The sequence below is a fragment of the Mycobacterium sp. P2_H7 genome (assembly GCF_056403275.1).
On the sequence record NZ_JBFUFU010000002.1, the window covers coordinates 35,011 to 53,719 of the forward strand.

The 18,709-nt window shown below is 67.8% G+C and carries 18 protein-coding genes; 9 read left to right on the forward strand and 9 right to left on the reverse strand.

Annotation, left to right across the window (positions count from 1 at the left end; translation table 11 throughout):
• Window positions 1-35 precede the first annotated feature (35 nt).
• Window positions 36-662 (forward strand): TetR/AcrR family transcriptional regulator C-terminal domain-containing protein, encoded by a 627-nt coding sequence (locus tag AC1DY7_RS02085; RefSeq protein ID WP_477491996.1) that lies wholly within the window; start codon window positions 36-38, stop codon window positions 660-662.
• Here the strand turns inward: AC1DY7_RS02085 and AC1DY7_RS02090 are convergent.
• The gene (locus AC1DY7_RS02090) at window positions 615-1,382 is read right to left on the reverse strand and encodes a maleylpyruvate isomerase family mycothiol-dependent enzyme (protein WP_477491997.1); all 768 of its coding nucleotides are present in this window, start codon (window positions 1,380-1,382) and stop codon (window positions 615-617) included. The two genes, AC1DY7_RS02085 and AC1DY7_RS02090, sit on opposite strands and share 48 nt — an antisense overlap.
• A gap of 81 nt (window positions 1,383-1,463) precedes the next feature.
• On the opposite strand from AC1DY7_RS02090, the gene AC1DY7_RS02095 reads away from it, so the two are divergent.
• Together AC1DY7_RS02095 and AC1DY7_RS02100 are read left to right on the forward strand one after the other, a co-directional pair.
• Complete coding sequence (locus AC1DY7_RS02095) at window positions 1,464-1,928, forward strand: hypothetical protein (protein WP_477491998.1); 465 nt, start codon at window positions 1,464-1,466, stop codon at window positions 1,926-1,928.
• On the forward strand, window positions 1,921-2,232 hold the full coding sequence (locus AC1DY7_RS02100; RefSeq protein WP_477491999.1) for a transcriptional regulator: 312 nt from the start codon (window positions 1,921-1,923) through the stop codon (window positions 2,230-2,232). Before AC1DY7_RS02095 ends, AC1DY7_RS02100 begins: the two co-directional genes overlap by 8 nt.
• Before the next feature lie 2 nt (window positions 2,233-2,234).
• Here AC1DY7_RS02100 and AC1DY7_RS02105 read toward each other — a convergent pair whose 3' ends face one another.
• From AC1DY7_RS02105 to AC1DY7_RS02120, 4 genes are read right to left on the reverse strand one after another with little or no spacing between them, the layout of a single operon-like run.
• Entirely contained in the window at window positions 2,235-2,753 is a 519-nt protein-coding gene (locus AC1DY7_RS02105) for a 2'-5' RNA ligase family protein (RefSeq protein WP_477492000.1), read from the reverse strand.
• Window positions 2,754-2,755: 2 nt separating this feature from the next.
• Complete coding sequence (bioD, locus tag AC1DY7_RS02110; protein WP_477492001.1) at window positions 2,756-3,427, reverse strand: dethiobiotin synthase; 672 nt, start codon at window positions 3,425-3,427, stop codon at window positions 2,756-2,758.
• The gene (locus tag AC1DY7_RS02115) at window positions 3,424-4,569 is read right to left on the reverse strand and encodes an 8-amino-7-oxononanoate synthase (RefSeq protein WP_477492002.1); all 1,146 of its coding nucleotides are present in this window, start codon (window positions 4,567-4,569) and stop codon (window positions 3,424-3,426) included. Before AC1DY7_RS02115 ends, bioD begins: the two co-directional genes overlap by 4 nt.
• Before the next feature lie 29 nt (window positions 4,570-4,598).
• A complete protein-coding gene (locus AC1DY7_RS02120) occupies window positions 4,599-5,891 on the reverse strand; it encodes an adenosylmethionine--8-amino-7-oxononanoate transaminase (RefSeq protein ID WP_477492003.1) in 1,293 nt (430 codons plus the stop codon).
• A 92-nt stretch (window positions 5,892-5,983) separates the two neighbouring features.
• Here AC1DY7_RS02120 and AC1DY7_RS02125 point away from each other — a divergent pair, with 92 nt between their 5' ends.
• The 4 genes from AC1DY7_RS02125 to treZ are packed head-to-tail and all read left to right on the forward strand — an operon-like array spanning window position 5,984 to window position 14,244.
• Window positions 5,984-8,140 carry an acyltransferase family protein gene (locus AC1DY7_RS02125; protein WP_477492004.1) on the forward strand — a complete coding sequence of 719 codons (2,157 nt, stop codon included), beginning with the start codon at window positions 5,984-5,986 and terminating at the stop codon, window positions 8,138-8,140.
• A gap of 1 nt (window position 8,141) precedes the next feature.
• Window positions 8,142-10,268: a glycogen debranching protein GlgX gene (gene glgX, locus AC1DY7_RS02130; protein WP_477492005.1), complete on the forward strand. Its 2,127-nt coding sequence runs from the start codon at window positions 8,142-8,144 to the stop codon at window positions 10,266-10,268.
• On the forward strand, window positions 10,265-12,532 hold the full coding sequence (treY, locus tag AC1DY7_RS02135; RefSeq protein WP_477492006.1) for a malto-oligosyltrehalose synthase: 2,268 nt from the start codon (window positions 10,265-10,267) through the stop codon (window positions 12,530-12,532). Before glgX ends, treY begins: the two co-directional genes overlap by 4 nt.
• Window positions 12,529-14,244 (forward strand): malto-oligosyltrehalose trehalohydrolase, encoded by a 1,716-nt coding sequence (treZ, locus tag AC1DY7_RS02140; RefSeq protein WP_477492007.1) that lies wholly within the window; start codon window positions 12,529-12,531, stop codon window positions 14,242-14,244. Before treY ends, treZ begins: the two co-directional genes overlap by 4 nt.
• On the opposite strand, the gene ilvA is transcribed toward treZ, so the two are convergent.
• On the reverse strand, window positions 14,241-15,533 hold the full coding sequence (ilvA, locus tag AC1DY7_RS02145) for a threonine ammonia-lyase IlvA (protein ID WP_477492008.1): 1,293 nt from the start codon (window positions 15,531-15,533) through the stop codon (window positions 14,241-14,243). The two genes, treZ and ilvA, sit on opposite strands and share 4 nt — an antisense overlap.
• Before the next feature lie 40 nt (window positions 15,534-15,573).
• Window positions 15,574-16,011, reverse strand: coding sequence for a nitroreductase family deazaflavin-dependent oxidoreductase (locus AC1DY7_RS02150; RefSeq protein WP_477492009.1), 438 nt, complete (start codon window positions 16,009-16,011; stop codon window positions 15,574-15,576).
• Window positions 16,012-16,099: 88 nt separating this feature from the next.
• Between AC1DY7_RS02150 and AC1DY7_RS02155 the strand changes: the two genes are divergently transcribed.
• Both AC1DY7_RS02155 and AC1DY7_RS02160 read left to right on the forward strand, forming a co-directional pair.
• Window positions 16,100-16,288, forward strand: coding sequence for a hypothetical protein (locus AC1DY7_RS02155; protein ID WP_477492010.1), 189 nt, complete (start codon window positions 16,100-16,102; stop codon window positions 16,286-16,288).
• A 50-nt stretch (window positions 16,289-16,338) separates the two neighbouring features.
• Entirely contained in the window at window positions 16,339-17,073 is a 735-nt protein-coding gene (locus tag AC1DY7_RS02160) for a hypothetical protein (protein WP_477492011.1), read from the forward strand.
• A gap of 11 nt (window positions 17,074-17,084) precedes the next feature.
• On the opposite strand, the gene AC1DY7_RS02165 is transcribed toward AC1DY7_RS02160, so the two are convergent.
• Together AC1DY7_RS02165 and AC1DY7_RS02170 are read right to left on the reverse strand one after the other, a co-directional pair.
• The gene (locus tag AC1DY7_RS02165; RefSeq protein WP_477492012.1) at window positions 17,085-18,212 is read right to left on the reverse strand and encodes an HTTM domain-containing protein; all 1,128 of its coding nucleotides are present in this window, start codon (window positions 18,210-18,212) and stop codon (window positions 17,085-17,087) included.
• Window positions 18,209-18,697, reverse strand: a complete 489-nt coding sequence (locus AC1DY7_RS02170; RefSeq protein WP_477492013.1) for a hypothetical protein — start codon at window positions 18,695-18,697, stop codon at window positions 18,209-18,211. Before AC1DY7_RS02170 ends, AC1DY7_RS02165 begins: the two co-directional genes overlap by 4 nt.
• Window positions 18,698-18,709 lie beyond the last annotated feature (12 nt).

Below are 18,709 nucleotides of genomic sequence, written 5' to 3' on the forward strand. Positions count from 1 at the left end.
CGACTGTTGAACAGTGTTCAGGTTAGAGTAACCGTGTGCAGCTGCACAAACGTGACGTAGTAGATGCCGCGACGGCGATCCTGGACAACTTCGGGATGGCAGACCTGACCATGCGCAGGCTGGCGCGCGAACTGACCGTCACTCCCGGAGCGCTGTACTGGCATTTCGCGAACAAGCAGGAGCTGCTGGGCGCGGTGGCCGACCGCATTCTGCAACCCGCACTGGAGCCACACCGCAGGCCCGGCTGGCGCGACCAGATCGTCGACGCCTGCCACCGGCTCCGCGACGCCCTTTTGTCGCACACCGACGGCGCCGAACTGGTGTCCGCCAGCTTCGCGGCCGGGCAATCGGAAGCCATGACCGAGATCGTGTCGCGTCTGTCGGCCGCCGCCGCGGACGCCGGGGTGGCGGGTCCGGATTCCGACCTGGCGGCCCGCACCGTGGTCTATTACGTGCTGGGCTTCACCGCCGACGAGCAATCCCGGCTGCAATGGGATGCCGCGGGCGCGACCCTGCCCGACGGGCAGTCCGTCCTCACCGCCGAACCGTCCCGGCGCTTCGCGTTCGGCCTAACGGTGCTGATCGACGGCTTGGCCGCGCACGGCGACACCGGGTCATTGCATGCCGTTGCCGACGACCTCGCGCAGCGCCGCCTCGGCTGACGGCTCCCCCGTCACCGAGACCGAACCGCCGCGCGTCCACGCCCACAGCGCCAACTCCTCGGCGGGCGCCGTCACCACGACGCTCGCAGGTCCTGGGGTTGCTCGCTGGGCGCGGGGCTCACTCGCTCCGGACGCGGCGGTCCACCGGCCGACCTCGACAAGCCAGCGCCGATCCAGATCCGAGGCGACGAATTCAGCGGTGGCCAGCGGCTCGTAGCGCGCGTCGTCCGGCAGCCAGCCCCACATGACGTCGACGGCATGATCGAGGGCGCCGGCAGCGACCTCGGGTGCGATCGGACCGACGGGCACGCCGGCCGTCAGTTCGGCGTCGACCCGGTGCATGGTCGCCTCGTAGGTCTGCATCCTGCGGGTGAAGCCGACCGTCTGATCCGACTCCCACCAGGACCATCGCTGATCGCCGTCCGCCAGCACTGTCAACTGCTCCAACAGGTGCCCGGTACTGCGCTCGCGCAGCGCAAGCAGGTCGCCGACAGCCGTCGGCCTCGACGGTTTCGCGCCTTCTATCGCACCGATGTCGGCAGCGGTACGGGCGTCGCGCGCGAGCACCTGGGACCAGAACCAGTGCACCTCGGTCAGGTGCCACAGTAGATCTGACGCATTCCACCCCGGACACGTCGGACACGGAGCCTCCGGGGCGACGGCGGTGAGCACCGCTGCGAGGCGGTCGGATTCGGCGCGGATGATCGCAGCGCGGTCCATGAGCCCAGCATTCCAGACGCAGGCTTGACTTTCCAGGCCGGAAAGTGAAGCCTTGTTTCCACCAAGGAAAGGGAGGGCGGCATGGACGAGATCACCCGCGACGGGGCCAAGAATGCACTCGAGGCGGCCGAGCGGGCCCGCGGCCGGGTCGCAGACGAGGTCGGCCTCCCCCGCGGCTATTGGTGGGCAATGGCAGCCGGCTGGGTGACGTTGGGCGTCCTCGGCGACGTCGGACCGCGCTGGCTGGCCACGGTGGCGACGGTCGGTTTCTCCCTCGGCCATGCGGTACTCGCGTCGCGGCTGCTCGACGGCCGTCGGCGGTCGGACCGACTCCAGGTCAGCGCGGAAACCGCCGGACGCCGGGTGGCACTGGTGGTGGTCGGCATCCTTATCACCCTGGTCGTACTGACCATCGCCGCGGCGCTGGCCCTGCACGCGGACGGAGTCCGGCATGCAGGCACCTGGGCCTCCGTGCTGGCCGCCGCCGTCGTCGGATTCGGGGGCCCTGAGATCCTGCGCTGCACCCGCCGGTGGGTGCATGCCTGATCCCGCGCGGTTCGACGAACTGATCCACCCGAGCACCCGGCTGACCCTGGTGGCCACTCTGGCCGCCGCGGACTGGGCCGAGTTCAGCTTTCTCAAAGACCGGGTCGGGTTGTCCGATTCGGCGCTGTCCAAACAGCTCGCCGCGCTCGAGGACGCCGGCTACCTCAGCACCGAACGCCGACTCGAGGGCAGTAGGCACAAGCTGCGCGCCCGACTGACGGACACCGGCCGGCGGGCCTTCACCGGGCACATCGCCGCGCTGAACGACATCGTCTCCGGGCGGCTCGCGCAGCCACACCCGTGACCTCAGACGTCGAACCTGTATTCGTGCCTGGCGTCGCCATCCCAGCGCCGTAGGCCCGCGAACGTCCCGTCGATCTCCACGCCGGCCAACGGCATCGCCTTTTCCAGCAGCGCGGCATCCAGTCGCCGGGCCAGGGTGACGTGCGGGGTCCAATGACCGGGCTCAGCATGCGCGAAAGCCCCGGAAGGCATGTGCGGCAAGCAGATCCGGTAGATCTGGGCGTGCAGCCGGAGCAGCTCGGCAGAGGGCACCACCAGCCGCGCCAGGGTGAACGGGCCACTCCCGAACAGGATCGGTGCCCCGATCCGGCACGGCAGCGGAAGCGTAGCCGCCGCCTCGGCCAACTCGGCATCGACGACGCCGGAGATCGCTGCGGACACCGTCATCGTGACGTGCGGCCGGTTACTCGGCGCGCGGTGCGCGGCCTGGCTGCGCACTCCCGCCTCGGCCAGGATGTCCCATACGCCGCGGATGGCGCGGTCGGCGTCGGGATCCAACAGCAACTCGACCGAGTGGGCCATCGCTACACCAGGCCTGCCAGCCAGTCCGGGTCGAACGCGCCAGCGCTGATCGTCTCGAAATCCGTACCGGCGGCGGCGCCGGCCGGCAGCACGGCGCGGACCGGAGCCAGCTCCGCCAGTGCGTCTCGGTTGCCCTGCTCGGCGACGCCGGGATCGCGCGGCCACGCGCCGATGACCAAGCCTGCACATGGAACATCTTGGGCAGCAAGGGATTCCAGCGTCAAGGCGGTGTGGTTCAAGGTGCCCAGCCCCGGCGACACGACGAGAAGCACCGGCGCACCCAGATCGATGGCCAGGTCGCGCAGGGTCACCCCATCGGCGCCGAGCTCGACCAACAGTCCGCCCGCACCCTCGACCAGCGTGAGGCGTCCGGGTTCGTCCGCAACGCGCACCGACGCCACCAACTCGGCCCGGGTCGGCAGAACCATGTCCGCCCGGTACGCCGCGGCCACCGGCGCCAGCGCCTCGGGGTAACGCCAGCCGCCGTGCAGCGCGGTGACGCCGGAAAGCCTGCGCACCTCGCCGAGGTCGTCATCCCCGTCGATCGTGCCGGTCTGCACCGGCTTGCTCACCGCGACGTCCAGCCCGGCCTGCCGGGCCGCGGACGCCAGTGCCGCGGTGGTCACCGTCTTGCCGACACCGGTATCGGTGCCGGTCACCAGCAGCAGGCTCACCGGGTGACGGCCAGGACCTCGGTGAGCACGGTCCCCGCCAGCTCCATTTCGTCATCGGTGAGCGAGGCCCGTGCCGTCAGGCGCAACCGGGAGGTGCCGGCGGGCACGGTCGGCGGGCGGAAACAGCCGACCCGCACCCCGCGGTCCAGGCAGGCTGCAGCCGCGGCGACCGCCACGTCGGGTTCGCCGAGGATGACCGACACCACCGCGGAGGTGGGATCCTCGGCCACCCCGCAGATGCGGGCGAGCTCGGCGGCGCGCGTCAGGACTGCCCCGGCGCGCCGGGGCTCCGCGATCAGCACCCGCAACGCCGCCAGAGCCGCGCCCACCGCCGCAGGTGCCAGCCCGGTGTCGAAGATGAAGGGACGGGCCGCGTCGATCAGGTGCGCGCGCACCACCTCCGGGCCCAGCACCACTCCGCCCTGCGAGCCCAGCGCCTTGGACAGCGTCGTCGTCATGACCACATCGGCCGCGCCGGCCAGTCCGGTCTCATGCAGCAGGCCCTGCCCGCCGGTGCCGCGTACCCCGAGCCCGTGCGCCTCGTCCACCAACAGCAGCGCACCGTGCCTGCGGCACACGTCGTGGAGTGCGCGCAGTGGCGCCAGCACACCATCGGTGGAGAAGACGGACTCGGTGACCACCACGGCGCGCTCTTCGGACCGCGTGGCCAGTGCCGCCTCGACGGCGGCGACATCGCGATGCGGGGCGACCGTGACACGCGCCCGCGACAGCCGGCAGGCGTCGACGAGCGACGCGTGCGACAGCGCATCGGAGACGATGAGCGACCCCGGCCCGGACAGTGCGACCAGCGCACCGAGGTTGGCGGTGTAGCCAGAGGAGAACACCAGCGCCGACTCCGCGCCGGTGAACTGCGCCAGTTCGGTCTCGAACTCTTCGTGCAGTTCGGTGTTGCCGGTGACCAGGCGGGATCCGCCCGCGCCTGCACCCCAAGTGCGCAGGGCTTCGACACCGCCGTCCAGCACCGCGGGGTGCTGCGACAAGCCGAGGTAGTCGTTGGAGGCCAGGTCGAGTTCAGCGCCGACGGGCGGCCGGACCCGCAGCACGCGCCGCAGACCGGCCTCGCGGCGTTGCTGTTCGACACCGGCCAGCCAGGCCAGCGGTGAGAGTCCGGTGCGCGTCACTACAGCTCCTTGAATGACTTGAACACCGTTCAGGTTAATGCATCGGCGACGGCCACCATCGCCGAACCGATCTGGGCCACCTCGTCCTGCGTGCAGATGAACGGCGGCATGGCGTAGACGAGCCTGCCGAACGGCCGAAGCCACACGCCGTGCCGCAACGCCGCCTCGGTCGCGACCGCCATGTCGACCGGGTCCACCATCTCGATCACCCCGATCGCGCCGAGCACCCGGACGTCGGCGACGCCGGCGAGTCCCCAGGCCGGGGCCAGGCCCTCGCGTAGGCCGGCCTCGATCTCGGTGACCCGGGCCTGCCAGTCGCTGCCGAGCAACAGCTCCACCGAGGCCACCGACACCGCACACGCCAGAGCGTTGGCCATGAACGTCGGGCCGTGCATCAGCGCGCCGGGCTCCCCCGCGCTGATGGTCTGCGCCAGCGCCGACGTGCAGAGCGTCGCCGCGAGGGTGACGTAACCGCCGGTCAGCGCCTTGCCGACACACATGATGTCGGGCGTGACGCCGGCGTGGTCGGCGGCGAACAGGGCGCCGGTGCGGCCGAAACCTGTGGCGATCTCGTCGAAGATCAGCAGCACCCCATGCCGGTCGCAGGCGGCCCGCAGGTCGGTCAGGTACCGCGGATCGTGGAAGCGCATACCGCCCGCACCTTGCACCACCGGCTCGACGATGACGGCCGCCAACTCGTCGGCATGCTCGGCCAGTTGCGCTTCGAACGCGGCGCTGTAGGCGGCGTCGTACTCGCTCGGCACCTGGGGGGCGAAGATCTGAGGCGTCAGGACGTCGGTCCACAGGTCGTGCATGCCGCCGTCGGGATCGCACACGCTCATCGGGGTGAAGGTGTCGCCGTGATAGCCGCCCCGCCACGTCATCAGCCGGTGTTTGGCCGGGTTGCCCAGGCTGCGCCAGTACTGCAGCGCCATCTTGGCGGCCACCTCCACGGCGACCGACCCGGAATCGCTGAAGAACACCGTCTCCAGACCGGTGGGCGTGATCTGGACCAGCAGCTGCGCCAGCCGCGCCGCGGGCTCATGGGTCAGGCCGCCGAACATCACGTGGTTCATGGTGGCCAACTGAGCGGTGATGGCCGCGTCGAGCACCGGGTGGCCGTGCCCGTGCACCGCGGTCCACCACGAACTCATCGCGTCCAGTGCCTGGACGGGCCGGCCGTCGTGCATCAGCGTCAGCCACGCCCCCTTGGCAGCGAGGGCGACCACGGGTGCCGGCGCTTCGGCACCGATGGTGCTGTAGGGGTGCCAGACGTGCGCCGTATCGATCGCGCTGATCTCGGATGGCGTCAACGCGGGCATGGGATCCGAGACTATCGCTTTGCTCGCAGACTGTGACTCGACGCCCGCGACCTGAGCGTTGCAGGGTTCTTAGGTAGATTGAGTCACCGACCATGAAGACCCCCGCCACCAACCGGCCTGGTTCCGTTTCCCAGTCCGGTGCCGCCGCCCGCACCGGAATGGGCACCCGCGCATCAGGTTTCTATCGGCACGACCTGGATGGCTTGCGTGGGATCGCCATCGCCCTGGTGGCGGTGTTCCACGTCTGGTTCGGCCGTGTTTCCGGTGGTGTGGACGTGTTTCTGGCGTTGTCGGGCTTCTTCTTCGGCGGCCGCCTGCTGCGGACCGCGCTGCGCCCCGGGGCCTCCCTGCGGCCGACCCCGGAGGTCATCCGGCTGGTGCGCCGACTGCTGCCGGCACTGGTGGTCGTCCTGGCTGCTGCGGCGGTGCTGACCATCCTGGTGCAACCCGAGACCCGCTGGGAGACCTTTGCCGACCAGAGCCTGGCCAGCCTGGGTTACTTCCAGAACTGGGAGTTGGCCGACTCGGCATCGAACTACCTTCGCGCCGGTGAGGCCGTCAGCCCGCTGCAGCACATCTGGTCGATGTCGGTCCAGGGGCAGTTCTACATCGCGTTCCTGGCGCTGGTGTTCGGGTTCGCCTTTCTGTTCCGCAACCGCATGCGCCGCCGCCTGCGGGCCGCGTTCATCGTCCTCATCGCGGCGCTGACCATCGCGTCGTTCGTGTACGCGATCTTCGCCCACAACGCCGACCAGGCCACCGCCTACTACGACAGTTTCGCCCGCGGCTGGGAGATGACGGCCGGTGTGCTGGCGGGTGCCCTGGTACCGCGGGTGCACTGGCCGATGTGGCTGCGCACCATCGTCGCGACTGTCGCGCTGGCCGCCATCGTGAGCTGCGGCGCCCTCATCGACGGGGTGCGGGAGTTCCCCGGCCCGTGGGCCCTGGTCCCGGTCGGGGCCACCGTGCTGTTCATCCTGTCGGCGGCCAACCGCGGCGAGCATCCGCTGCCCGCCCCGAACCGGCTGCTCGCCACCAAACCCTTCGTCTCGCTGGGGTCGATGGCGTATGCGCTGTATCTGTGGCATTGGCCACTGCTGATCTTCTGGTTGGCCTACAGCGGCGGCTCGCACGCGACGCTGCTGGACGGCTCCGTCGTGCTGCTGGTGTCCGGGGTTTTGGCCTGGTTGACGACGCGCTACGTGGAAACGCCGCTGCGTTACCGGGCACCCGCGCAGCGCACCACCGTCACCGTCTCGGTGCCATGGCGCACCCGGCTGCGCAGGCCCACCATCGCCCTCGGTTCGGTGGTCACCCTCCTCGGTGTGGCGCTGACGGCGACGTCGTTCACCTGGCGCGAGCACGTCACCGTGCAGCGGGCCAACGGTAAGGAACTCGCGGGACTGTCGTCGCGCGACTACCCCGGCGCGCGGGCGTTGCTCAACAACGCCAAGGTGCCCAAGCTGCCGATGCGGCCCACAGTTCTGGAGGCCAAGAACGACCTGCCCGAAACCACCGACGACGGCTGCATCGCCGACTTCGACAGCGTCGACATCCGCAATTGCACCTACGGGGACAAGGATTCGCCGCGAACCATCGCGCTGGCCGGGGGCTCGCACGCCGAGCACTGGATCACTGCACTGGACCTGCTGGGCCGGATCCACCACTTCAAGATCGTCACCTACCTGAAAATGGGGTGTCCGTTGACCACCGAGGAGAAACCTCTGGTGATGGGCGACAACCGGCCATACCCGAACTGCCGGGAGTGGAATCAGAAGGTGATGCCGAAGCTGCTCGCCGACCACCCCGACTACGTGTTCACCACCTCCACACGGCCGTGGAACATCAAGGACGGTGACGTGATGCCCGGGTTCTACATCGGCATCTGGCAGACCTTCGCCGACGCCGGAATCAAAGTGCTCGCGATGCGCGACACACCATGGCTGGTGCGTGACGGCAAGCCCTATTTCGCCGCGGATTGTCTGGCCGACGGGGGCGATTCCATCTCCTGCGGCATGAAGCGGGCTGAGGTACTGTCCGACCACAACCCCACCCTCGATTTTGTCCAGCAGTTTCCGAATCTCAAACCACTCGACCTGAGTGACGCGGTGTGCCGAGCAGACATCTGTCGAGTTGTGGAGGGAAATGTGTTGATGTACCACGACTCTCACCACATATCGACGACGTATATGCGGACCATGACCAACGAGCTAGGACGCCAGATGGCCGCCGCGACCGGCTGGTGGTGAGATGGTCAGCACAGTGTGGCCGGGAACCGCATACCCGCTCGGAGCGACGTACGACGGTGCGGGAACGAACTTTTCGCTGTTCTCCGAAGTCGCCGAGAAGGTCGAACTCTGCCTGATCGCCAAGGACGGCACCGAGGAACGCATTCCGCTCGACGAGGTCGACGGCTATGTGTGGCACGCCTACCTGCCGACCGTCAGCCCGGGCCAACGCTACGGCTTCCGGGTGCACGGACCGTGGGACCCTGCCAACGGTCACCGCTGCGATGCGAGCAAGCTCCTGCTCGACCCGTACGGCAAGTCGTTCCACGGCGACTTCGAGTTCAGCCAGGCGCTGTTCTCCTACGATCTGACCGCCGAGGACCCCGAGGACATCGGGCCTCCCCCCGGAGTCGACTCCCTGGGCCACACCATGACCAGCGTGGTGATCAACCCGTTCTTCAATTGGGGATCCGACCGGGCGCCCAACACGCCGTACCACGAGACCGTCATCTACGAGGCGCACGTCAAGGGCATGACCGAGCTGCACCCGGGCATTCCCGAAGAGCAACGCGGCACCTATGCCGGCCTGGCGCACCCGGTGATCATCGAGCACCTTAAGTCACTGAACGTCACCGCCATCGAACTGATGCCCGTGCACCAGTTCCTGCATGATCACCGGCTGATGGATCTCGGACTGCGAAACTACTGGGGCTACAACACTTTCGGCTTCCTGGCGCCGCACTACCAGTACGCGGCCAACCAGCACGCCGGCGGCGCCGTCGCCGAGTTCAAGGCGATGGTGCGGTCGTTCCACGACGCCGGCATCGAGGTCATCCTCGACGTCGTCTACAACCACACCGCCGAGGGCAACCATCTGGGCCCGACCATCAACTTCCGCGGTATCGACAACGCCGCCTACTACCGGTTGCTCGACGGGCAGGAGCAGTTCTACAAGGATTTCACCGGTACCGGGAACAGCCTGAACGCCCGGCACCCGCACACCCTGCAGCTCATCATGGACTCGCTGCGGTACTGGGTGCTCGACATGCACGTGGACGGATTCCGGTTCGACCTGGCCTCCACGCTGGCGCGTGAGTTCTACGACGTGGACCGCCTCAGCGCGTTCTTCGACCTGGTGCAGCAGGACCCGGTGATCAGTCAGGTCAAGTTGATCGCCGAACCGTGGGATATCGGTGAAGGCGGCTACCAGGTAGGGAACTTCCCAGGTTTGTGGACCGAGTGGAACGGGAAGTATCGCGACACTGTGCGCGACTACTGGCGGGGCGAGCCCGCAACCCTCGGCGAATTCGCCTCCCGGCTGACCGGTTCCTCGGACCTGTACGAGGCGACCGGACGGCGCCCGAGTGCGAGCATCAACTTCGTCACCTGTCACGACGGCTTCACGCTGAACGACCTGGTGTCCTACAACGAGAAGCACAACGAGGCCAACGGCGAGGACAACCGCGACGGCGAAAGCCACAACCGGTCCTGGAACTGCGGCATCGAGGGCCCCACCGACGATCCCGAGATCCTCGAGCTGCGGCACCGCCAGATGCGCAACATCCTGAGCACCCTGATGGTGTCGCAAGGCACCCCGATGATCAGTCACGGGGACGAGATCGGCCGCACCCAGAGCGGCAACAACAACACGTACTGCCAGGACTCCGCGATCGCCTGGGTGGACTGGTCGATGTGCGAGACCAACGCCGACCTGCTCGCATTCACCCAGAAGGTGGTTGCGCTGCGCAACGCGCACCCCGTGTTCCGGCGCCGCCGGTTCTTCGAGGGCGCGCCGATCCGTACCGGCGACCAGGTCCGCGACATCGCGTGGCTGACCACCGCCGGCACCGAGATGACGCACGACGACTGGGATTCGGGATTCAAATTCGTGGCGATGTTCCTCAACGGCGACGCGATCCCCGCCCCCAACGCTCGCGGCGAACGCGTCGTCGACGACTCGTTCCTGCTGTGCTTCAACGCGCACAGCAACCCGATCGAATTCGTGATGCCCGAAGACGGTTACGCCACAGAGTGGACCGGGGTGATCGACACCACCGATCCGCGGGGTGTCACCGACCTGGTGGTCAAGACGGCCGACAAGATCGACATCGCACCGCGGTCCCTACTGGTGCTCAAGAAGACGACGTGACCCCTGTTCTGTCGACGTACCGTGTTCAGCTGCGCGGTGATTCGTTCACCTTCGCCGACGCCGAGAACCTGCTGGACTACGTCGCCGAGCTCGGGGTCTCCCACCTGTACCTGTCCCCCATCCTGACCGCGGCCGCCGGATCCACGCACGGCTACGACGTCACCGATCCCACCACGGTCTCCGCGGAGCTCGGCGGCGCCGAAGGGCTGCAACGGCTTTCGGCCGCAGCGCGGGAGCGTGGACTCGGCCTGATCGTCGACATCGTGCCCAACCACGTGGGAGTGGACGATCCCACCCAGAACGCGTGGTGGTGGGATGTGCTGACCCACGGCCGAGATTCGGCCTATGCGTCCTATTTCGACATCGACTGGGATCTGCGTGGCGGGCGCGTCGTGCTGCCGGTGTTGGGCGAGGACTCCGACGTCGACGATCTGCTGGTCGACCGGGACAGCCAGACGCTGCGCCTCGGGGACCGGACCTGGCCGATCGCGCCGGGGACTGGCGACGGCACCGCTCGTGAGGTTTACGACCGGCAGAATTACGAGCTGATCGGCTGGCGGAACAACCTGTGCGGATACCGGCGATTCTTCTCCATCACCTCACTGGCCGGGTTACGCCAGGAGGACCCCGAGGTCTTCGCCGCGACCCATGTCGAGGTGCGCCGGTGGTTCACCGAGGGTCTGGTCGACGGCTTACGCATCGATCACCCGGACGGCCTGACCGATCCGGCCGGCTACCTGGTGTGGCTGCGCGAACTCGTCGGGCCCGACGCCTGGATCGTCATCGAGAAGATCCTGGCGCCCGGCGAACCGCTGGACGGCACCCTTCCCGTCGACGGGGGCACGGGCTATGACGCGCTGCGCGAAATCGGCGGCGTCTTCATCGATCCCGCGGGCGAACCCGCGCTGACCGAGCTGTATCACGCGGACACCGCCGAACAGACCCGCGCGCTCAAGGCCACATCCGCCACCACCACGCTGGGCAGTGAGCTGGCCCGGCTACGGCGCGCCATCGTCGCGGAGGCGGGCACCGATCACCCGCTGCTGGCCGAGGCGATCACCACTCTGCTCACCCACGTCGGGGTGTACCGGTTCGACTATCCGAGCCTGGCCGCCACCGGCCCGGTCGCCATCGCCGAAACCGCTTCGGACCGAACCGAACTCGCCGAGCCGCTGGCGCTCATCGCCGCCGCACTGGCGCATGGGGGCGAGGCCGCCAAGCGCATCCAGCAGCTCTGTGGTGCGGTCACCGCCAAGTCCGTGGAGGACTGCCTTTTCTACCGGGACGCCCGACTGGTGTCGCTGAACGAGGTCGGCGGCGAACCCGACCTGTTCGGTGTCACTGCCGCCGAGTTCCACGTGCGTGCCGCGACCAGGGCGTTGCTGTGGCCGCACACCATGGTCACCACGTCGACCCACGACACCAAACGCAGCGAGGACGTCCGGGCCCGGATCGGGGTGCTGTCGCAGGCGCCGGCGTTGTGGGCCGAGCGGGTACAACGCTGGTCGCGCGTCGTCATCGCGCCCGACGAGCACACCGCTGCGTTCTTGTGGCAGAACATCTTTGGCATCTGGCCGGCCGACGGCGAGTTGTCCGAGGGACTGCGCACGCGGCTGCACGCCTACGCTGAGAAGTCGATCCGCGAGGCCGCCACCCACACGACGTGGAACGACCCGGACACCGAATTCGAATCGGCCGTGCATTCCTGGCTGGATTCGATCATCGATGGGCCGGTCGCGACGGAGCTGACCGCCCTCGTGGCACAACTGGATCCGCACGGAGCCGGCGACGGGCTCGGCCAGAAGCTGCTGGCGCTGACCGTCCCCGGGATCCCCGACATCTACCAGGGCACCGAGTTGCCCGACGACAGCCTCGTCGATCCGGACAATCGCCGGATCGTGGACTACGCGGCCCGGCGGACCGCACTGTCGGACGGAAGCGCCCCCAAGATCAGGGTGGTGCAGGCCGCGCTGCGACTGCGCCGCGAGAAGCCCGACACCTTCCTGACCGGAGCACACCACCCGGTGCAGGCACAGGGCCCGGCGGCCGAGCACGTGATCGCGTTCCGGCGTGGCGAGGATGTGCTGGTGGCGGTGACCCGCTGGAGCATTCGGCTCGGCGAGACCGGTTGGGGCGAAACCACTCTCGCGCTGCCGGCGGGATCGTGGACCGACCGGATCGGCGGGCGCACGTACACCGGCACCGTCGCCGCCGCCGACCTGTTCGAAGAGTTGCCCGTGACCTTGCTGGAGCGCGTGTCGTGACGATCTTCTCGGTGTGGGCCCCGCGGCCCGACGTGGTCCGCCTCGATGTCGACGGGACGCTGCACCCGATGACCCGCGGCGCCGACGACTGGTGGCGCGCCGAGGTGGCCGCCGATCCCGACAGCCGGTACGGCTTCGTCCTCGACAAGGACGAGACCGTGCTGCCGGACCCGCGGTCGGCGCGCCAACCCGATGGCGTGCACGCGCGTTCGGCCCTGTGGCAACCGCGGGCCGCCCCCGCCCCCTGGGCCGGCCGGTCCGTCGAGGGCGCGGTGATCTACGAGCTGCACGTGGGCACCTTCACCACCGAGGGGACGTTCGACTCCGCGATCGAGAAACTGGACCACCTTGTCGATCTCGGCGTGGATTTCGTCGAGGTGATGCCCGTCAACGCCTTCAGCGGCACGCACGGCTGGGGTTACGACGGGGTGCTCTGGTACGCGGTACACGAACCCTACGGCGGCCCGGACGGGCTGCTGCGGTTCGTCGACGCCTGCCACGCCCACGGGCTGGGTGTGCTGATCGACGCCGTGTTCAATCACCTCGGTCCGTCGGGCAACTACCTGCCACGCTTCGGGCCCTACCTGTCCCGCGGCAGCAATCCCTGGGGCGAATCGATCAACATCGCCGACGACAACGCCGACGAGGTGCGCCGCTACATCCTGGACTGCGCGTTGCGCTGGATGCGCGATTTCGGCGCGGACGGCCTGCGCCTCGATGCGGTGCACGCCCTGGTGGACACCACCGCGATCCACATCCTCGAAGAGTTGGCCGGCGAAACCGAAACGCTGGCAACCGAACTGGGCCGGCCATTGTCGCTGATCGCCGAGAGTGACATGAACGACCCGCGGCTGATCACCCCACTGGACCGTGGTGGACTGGGCATGACCGCGCAGTGGGACGACGATATCCACCACGCGATCCACACCGCGGTCTCCGGTGAGCGGCAAGGGTATTACGGAGATTTCGGCTCGCTGCAGACGCTGGCGCAGACCCTGACACACGGCTACTTCCACGCAGGCACGTATTCGTCGTTCCGGCATCGCAGGCACGGGCGGCCGCTGGACATCACGACCATTCCCGCCACCCGACTGCTCGCGTACACCATGACCCACGATCAGGTGGGCAACCGCGCCGTCGGGGACCGGCCGTCGCAGAACCTGACCTTCGGTCAGCTCGCGGTGAAAGCGGCTCTGGCACTTGGCTCCCCCTACACCGCCATGTTGTTCATGGGCGAGGAATGGGGCTCGTCCAGTCCGTTCCAGTTCTTCACCTCGCACCCCGAACCCGAGTTGGGCCGCGCCACCGCCGAGGGCCGCAAGGCCGAGTTCGCCGCGCACGGGTGGGACGCCGACGAGATCCCCGACCCGCAGGACCCGGCGACCTTCGAGCGCTCGAAATTGAACTGGGACGAGTTGACCGCCGGCGAACACGCCCGGCTGCTGGAGCTCTACCGTGGCCTGATCACGTTGCGGCACAACGAGCCCGACTTCGCCGACCCGTGGCTGGGTGACCTGCGCGTCGACTACGACGAGGACGCCCGCTGGCTGGTCATGTACCGCGGTGGACTGGCGGTGGCCTGCAACCTGGGCACCGACCCGGTCACGGTCGCTGTCGCGGGGACCCCGGTGCTGGCGTCGGAGAACCCCACACCGGATGGTGCGGGCACCCGACTGGCCGCGCAGTCGTTCGCCGTCCTGCGGTGCGACTAGGTGAGGTAGCGGTACGTCGGCGTGCCGGGCTGGAGCAGTTCCACGTGACATTCCGAGGTGCGCATCCGCGCCATCAGATCGTCGAGTTCGGCAGCCGAGCCCATCTGGATTCCCACCAGCGCCTCACCGGTCTCGCGGTTGTTGCGCTTGACGTATTCGAACAGGGTGATGTCGTCATTGGGCCCGAGCACCTCGTCGAGGAAGCGGCGCAACGCGCCCGGCTCCTGCGGGAAGTCGACCAGGAAGTAGTGCTTGAGGCCCAGATGCACCAGGGAGCGCTCCAGCACCTCGCCGTAGCGGGATACGTCATTGTTGCCGCCGGAGATGATGCACACCACGGTCGAGCCGGGCTCGATGTCGATCTCGTGCAGGGCCGCCACCGACAACGCACCCGCGGGCTCGGCGATGATGCCCTCGTTCTGGTAGAGATCCAGCATGGCGGTGCAGACGGCGCCCTCGTCGGCAGCGGTGATGGAGACCATGTCACCCGCGGCGGCCAACGCCGCGTAGGTGTGTACGCCGGCCCGCGCGACGGCCGCGCCGTCGACGAACTGATCGACGTTCTCCAAGGTCACCGGGCCGCCGGCGGCCAGCGCGGCCATCATCGACGCCGCCCCGCCGGGCTCCACGCCCAGCACTGCGGTGCCTGCGGTGCGCTCGGACAGATAGGTGGTGATGCCCGAGATGCATCCGCCGCCGCCGACGGGGACGATCACCAGATCAGGTTCGGCGTTCAGCTGTTCCAGGATCTCCACGGCGATGGTGCCCTGCCCGGCGATGGTGCGCGGATCGTCATACGGCGGCACCAGGGTGGCACCGGTACGGGCGACATCCTCCAGGGCCGCCTCCGCGGCCAGGTCGTAGGTCTTACCGCCGACGATGACCTCGATGAACTCCCGGCCGTGGTACCGGATCCGGTCCCGCTTCTGCTTGGGCGTCTTGGCGGGCACGTACACCCGGCCGTGCACCCCCATCGAGCGGCAGGCCAACGCGAAGCCCTGGGCGTGGTTACCGGCCGACGAGCACACCACGCCGGCCGCCAGCTCCTCCGGCGAAAGCTGCATGAGCAGGTTGTATGCGCCGCGCAGCTTGTAGGACCGCACCGACTGCAGATCCTCGCGCTTCAGGTACACCTGGGCGCCCGTCAGGGTGGACAGCCGTTCGCTGAACTGAAGGGGGCTCGCCGTGACGACGCCGGAAATTCGCTGAGCGGCCTCGTCGATATCGGCAGCGCAAACCGGTGCGGTCAGCGGCGTCACTCGGGATTCCTGGCTCAGTTCGGCAGACACCGCTTCATGGTGCCACTGCACACTTGGGCAGCGGAAATCGTTATCCGACGGGCTTGAGCACGAACACCGGGATCTGGCGGTCCGTCTTGGTCTGATATTCCGCGTAGTCGGGCCAGGTGGCCACCGCGCGTTCCCACCACTGCGCCTTCTCGTCCCCGGACACCTCGCGGGCGTCGTAGTCGTTGACGACGGCGCCGTCCTGCAGTTCGACCCGCGGGTTGGCCTTGATGTTGTAGTACCAGACCGGGTTCTTCGGGGCGCCGCCCAGCGACGCGACCACGGCGTATTCGCCGTCGTGCTCGACCCGCATCAACGGGGTCTTGCGGATCTTTCCCGTCTTCGCGCCCACCGTGGTCAGTAGGATCACGGGGCGACCCTTCATCTCGGTGCCTTCGGTTCCGCCGGAGGCGATGTACTCCTCGGCGTTGGCTCGTGCCCAGTCCGACGTACTGGGTTCGTACTCTCCATTCAGCGGCATGGCGCCAGGGTAGGCCGACCCACGACACGACGGTCCCGATCCACGGTTTCGGTTGCCCGAACTCTGGTTTGCGAGCTATCGTTGTCCGATGACCACGCCAGCCGAAGTACGGATCGCCGGAGTGCCGTGGCCGACGTACAAGCTGGTCGCCCTGCTGCTGGGCGTGCTGGCGCTGATCGTCATCGGCGTGGCCACTGCGAGTGCACCTGCCGCCGTGCTGACCGGCGCCGCGATCAGCACCGTCACCTGGGCCGTTCTGGCCATCAGCCGGCGCTGACCCCGGCGCGGCGCACCTCGGCCGCGTCGTTCTGACCGCACACTGGGCGGATGGAACCCACTCCTGAGACGCCCGTGGAAGCGTTCGTCAGGCGGGCCGAACGCATAGCTTCCGGCGCCGAACACCGCGTGCCGTCGTGGCTGCGCCCCGAGCAGCCGGAGAACCGACTGCCGGTGCTCTTCGCCATCCTGGCCGCCGTTGCGCTGCAGCGCGCCGTGCCCGAGCGCTACACCCTGCTACCGCGCTGGCCCCTGGTGGCGATGGAGCTGCTCCTGGTCATCGCACTGGTGGCGATCAACCCGCTGCGACTGTCCAAACGCACCACCCTGGCCCGCTGGGGCAGCCTGACCCTGACCGCCGCCATCACGTTCGCCAATACGGCATCGGCCGTGGTGCTGGACTACCGCATCCTCACCGGGGACGTGAGCAATGACGCGGCCGTGCTGCTCGGCAGCGGTGGGGCCATCTACATCACCAATGTGCTGGCCTTCGCCCTGTGGTACTGGGAACTGGACCGCGGCGGGCCGTTCGCCCGGCACACCGGGGACAACCCCTATCCGGACTTCCTTTTCCCGCAGATGACGGACCCCGACAAGGCCAAACCCGGTTGGCGCCCAACGTTTGTCGACTATCTGTACGTCAGCTTCACCAATGTGGTGGCCTTCTCCCCCACCGACACCATGCCGCTGTCCCGGTGGGCCAAACTCCTGATGAGTGTGCAGGCCTTGGTGGCGATGTCCACGCTCGCGCTGGTGATCGCGCGAGCGGTCAATGTGCTGAAGTGAGTGCCGACGAATCAGGGCGGGTGCGGCGAGCCTGACGGTCTTCGCGCAACGAGAGCCACGACCGAACGCGATTCGGCCAGCAGGTAACACACCCCTGCCAGCGCACCGATCACGATGATCACGGTTCCGCTGATCAGTCCCGTCGCCATCGTCCCCACGGGGTGAACCATCAGAAGCCATGCCACGGCACCGACCGTGACCCCGGCCGGAATCAAGATCAGATACGCGCGCGCGGTGGACGACACCGCGCTCCCGAGGCCGGCCATGGACGACGATTGGCAGAGCCGGGGCAGACCCATTCGTCGCCCGACAGCGGCCCACGACACGAACGCGCCGTACGCGATCACCGCATGATTGAAGTCGATGTTCATGATCAGCAAAACACTCAGATGAAAGATCGTCGCGATGGCCAGGGTGATGCGAAACGCGCGCCACCACGGCACCGCGAAAAGTATCGAGAACTCGAAGAACACCGTCACCCAGTCCAAGGCCTCCCACGCCACCGGCCAGTCGTGAACGGCGATCACGTCGGCCAGCCCGAACTGGCGACCGACGGTCAGGTACTTCACCACGAAGTAGCCGCGGGCTGCTTCGCTCGACAACGACAGCCAGCCCGTCAGAAGTTTCGTGAGCGCGGCGCCGAACCACGCCCATCCGATCATGATCGCGAGCAGCCGCAGCGGCCACTGTTGTTGCGGGATCGGTGCACGCCGATGCCGCAGTGCGTCGAGTGAGAATCGATCTCCCCAATGGGCGAAGGCGAGGACAAGAGGGACGATGATCACCAGGATGTTGTGGTCGATGTTGCCCATGCAATACGTCAACCCATAGGTGATCACGAGGATCACCGCAGTGAACAGCGATACCGCCTTCGTCCAGAGGCCCAGGCCGAGAAGAATCAGCGCGACGGACCGGAGCACCTCCAGTGCGATCAGTGTGGTGATCGAGGGAAACGCCGAGAACAATCGCAATGGGCCCGGCGGTGCATGGAACAGAAAGTCCGGTTGCCGCGCCAGCCAGGTGATATCGGGGGCCGTGAACAACGCGCACAGCGCGTAAATGATGCGATAGATGCCCAGGTCTGCGGAGGTGAACGGGCCGTCTGCGATCCACCGATCGAATTTCGCGGCGATTTTCATGCCGGCGGCCCGAACGCGATATGCGTCATCCGCATCGGCTCGTATCGTGTCCTGGATTCGTCGGCCGCCGGGTAGGTAGCCGTGCGCCAGAGGATATCGACCCCGACCGGTGGGTCAAGGGGAAAGAGCTGATCAACTCTGGTCTGGAGCCATGTCACGGCCTCCGGATTCGTTCGGACCGGGTCGTGGTCGAATGCCGCATACATGACCGCAAGACGCACCGGCGGCCCTTGTGGCATGAGGGTTTCGAGCGGAACTTCTTGGGTGTGCCCGTCTGCGAACAGCGTCGCCAACGTCGCCACTTTGGATGTCGGCTCCCCGGATTCCAGCGGGCAGCCCGGGCATTCGGCCGGAAATCCGGGCAGGGCCAGGCTCGGATAAGGCTCCGCGCGACAAACAGCAAAAACGACGTACTGCAACACAGCAATCCACAGCAATGCGGCCACAAAAATGATGCGCACAGTACGCGGCGACGTCGGATTCATGTGCCATCCGCA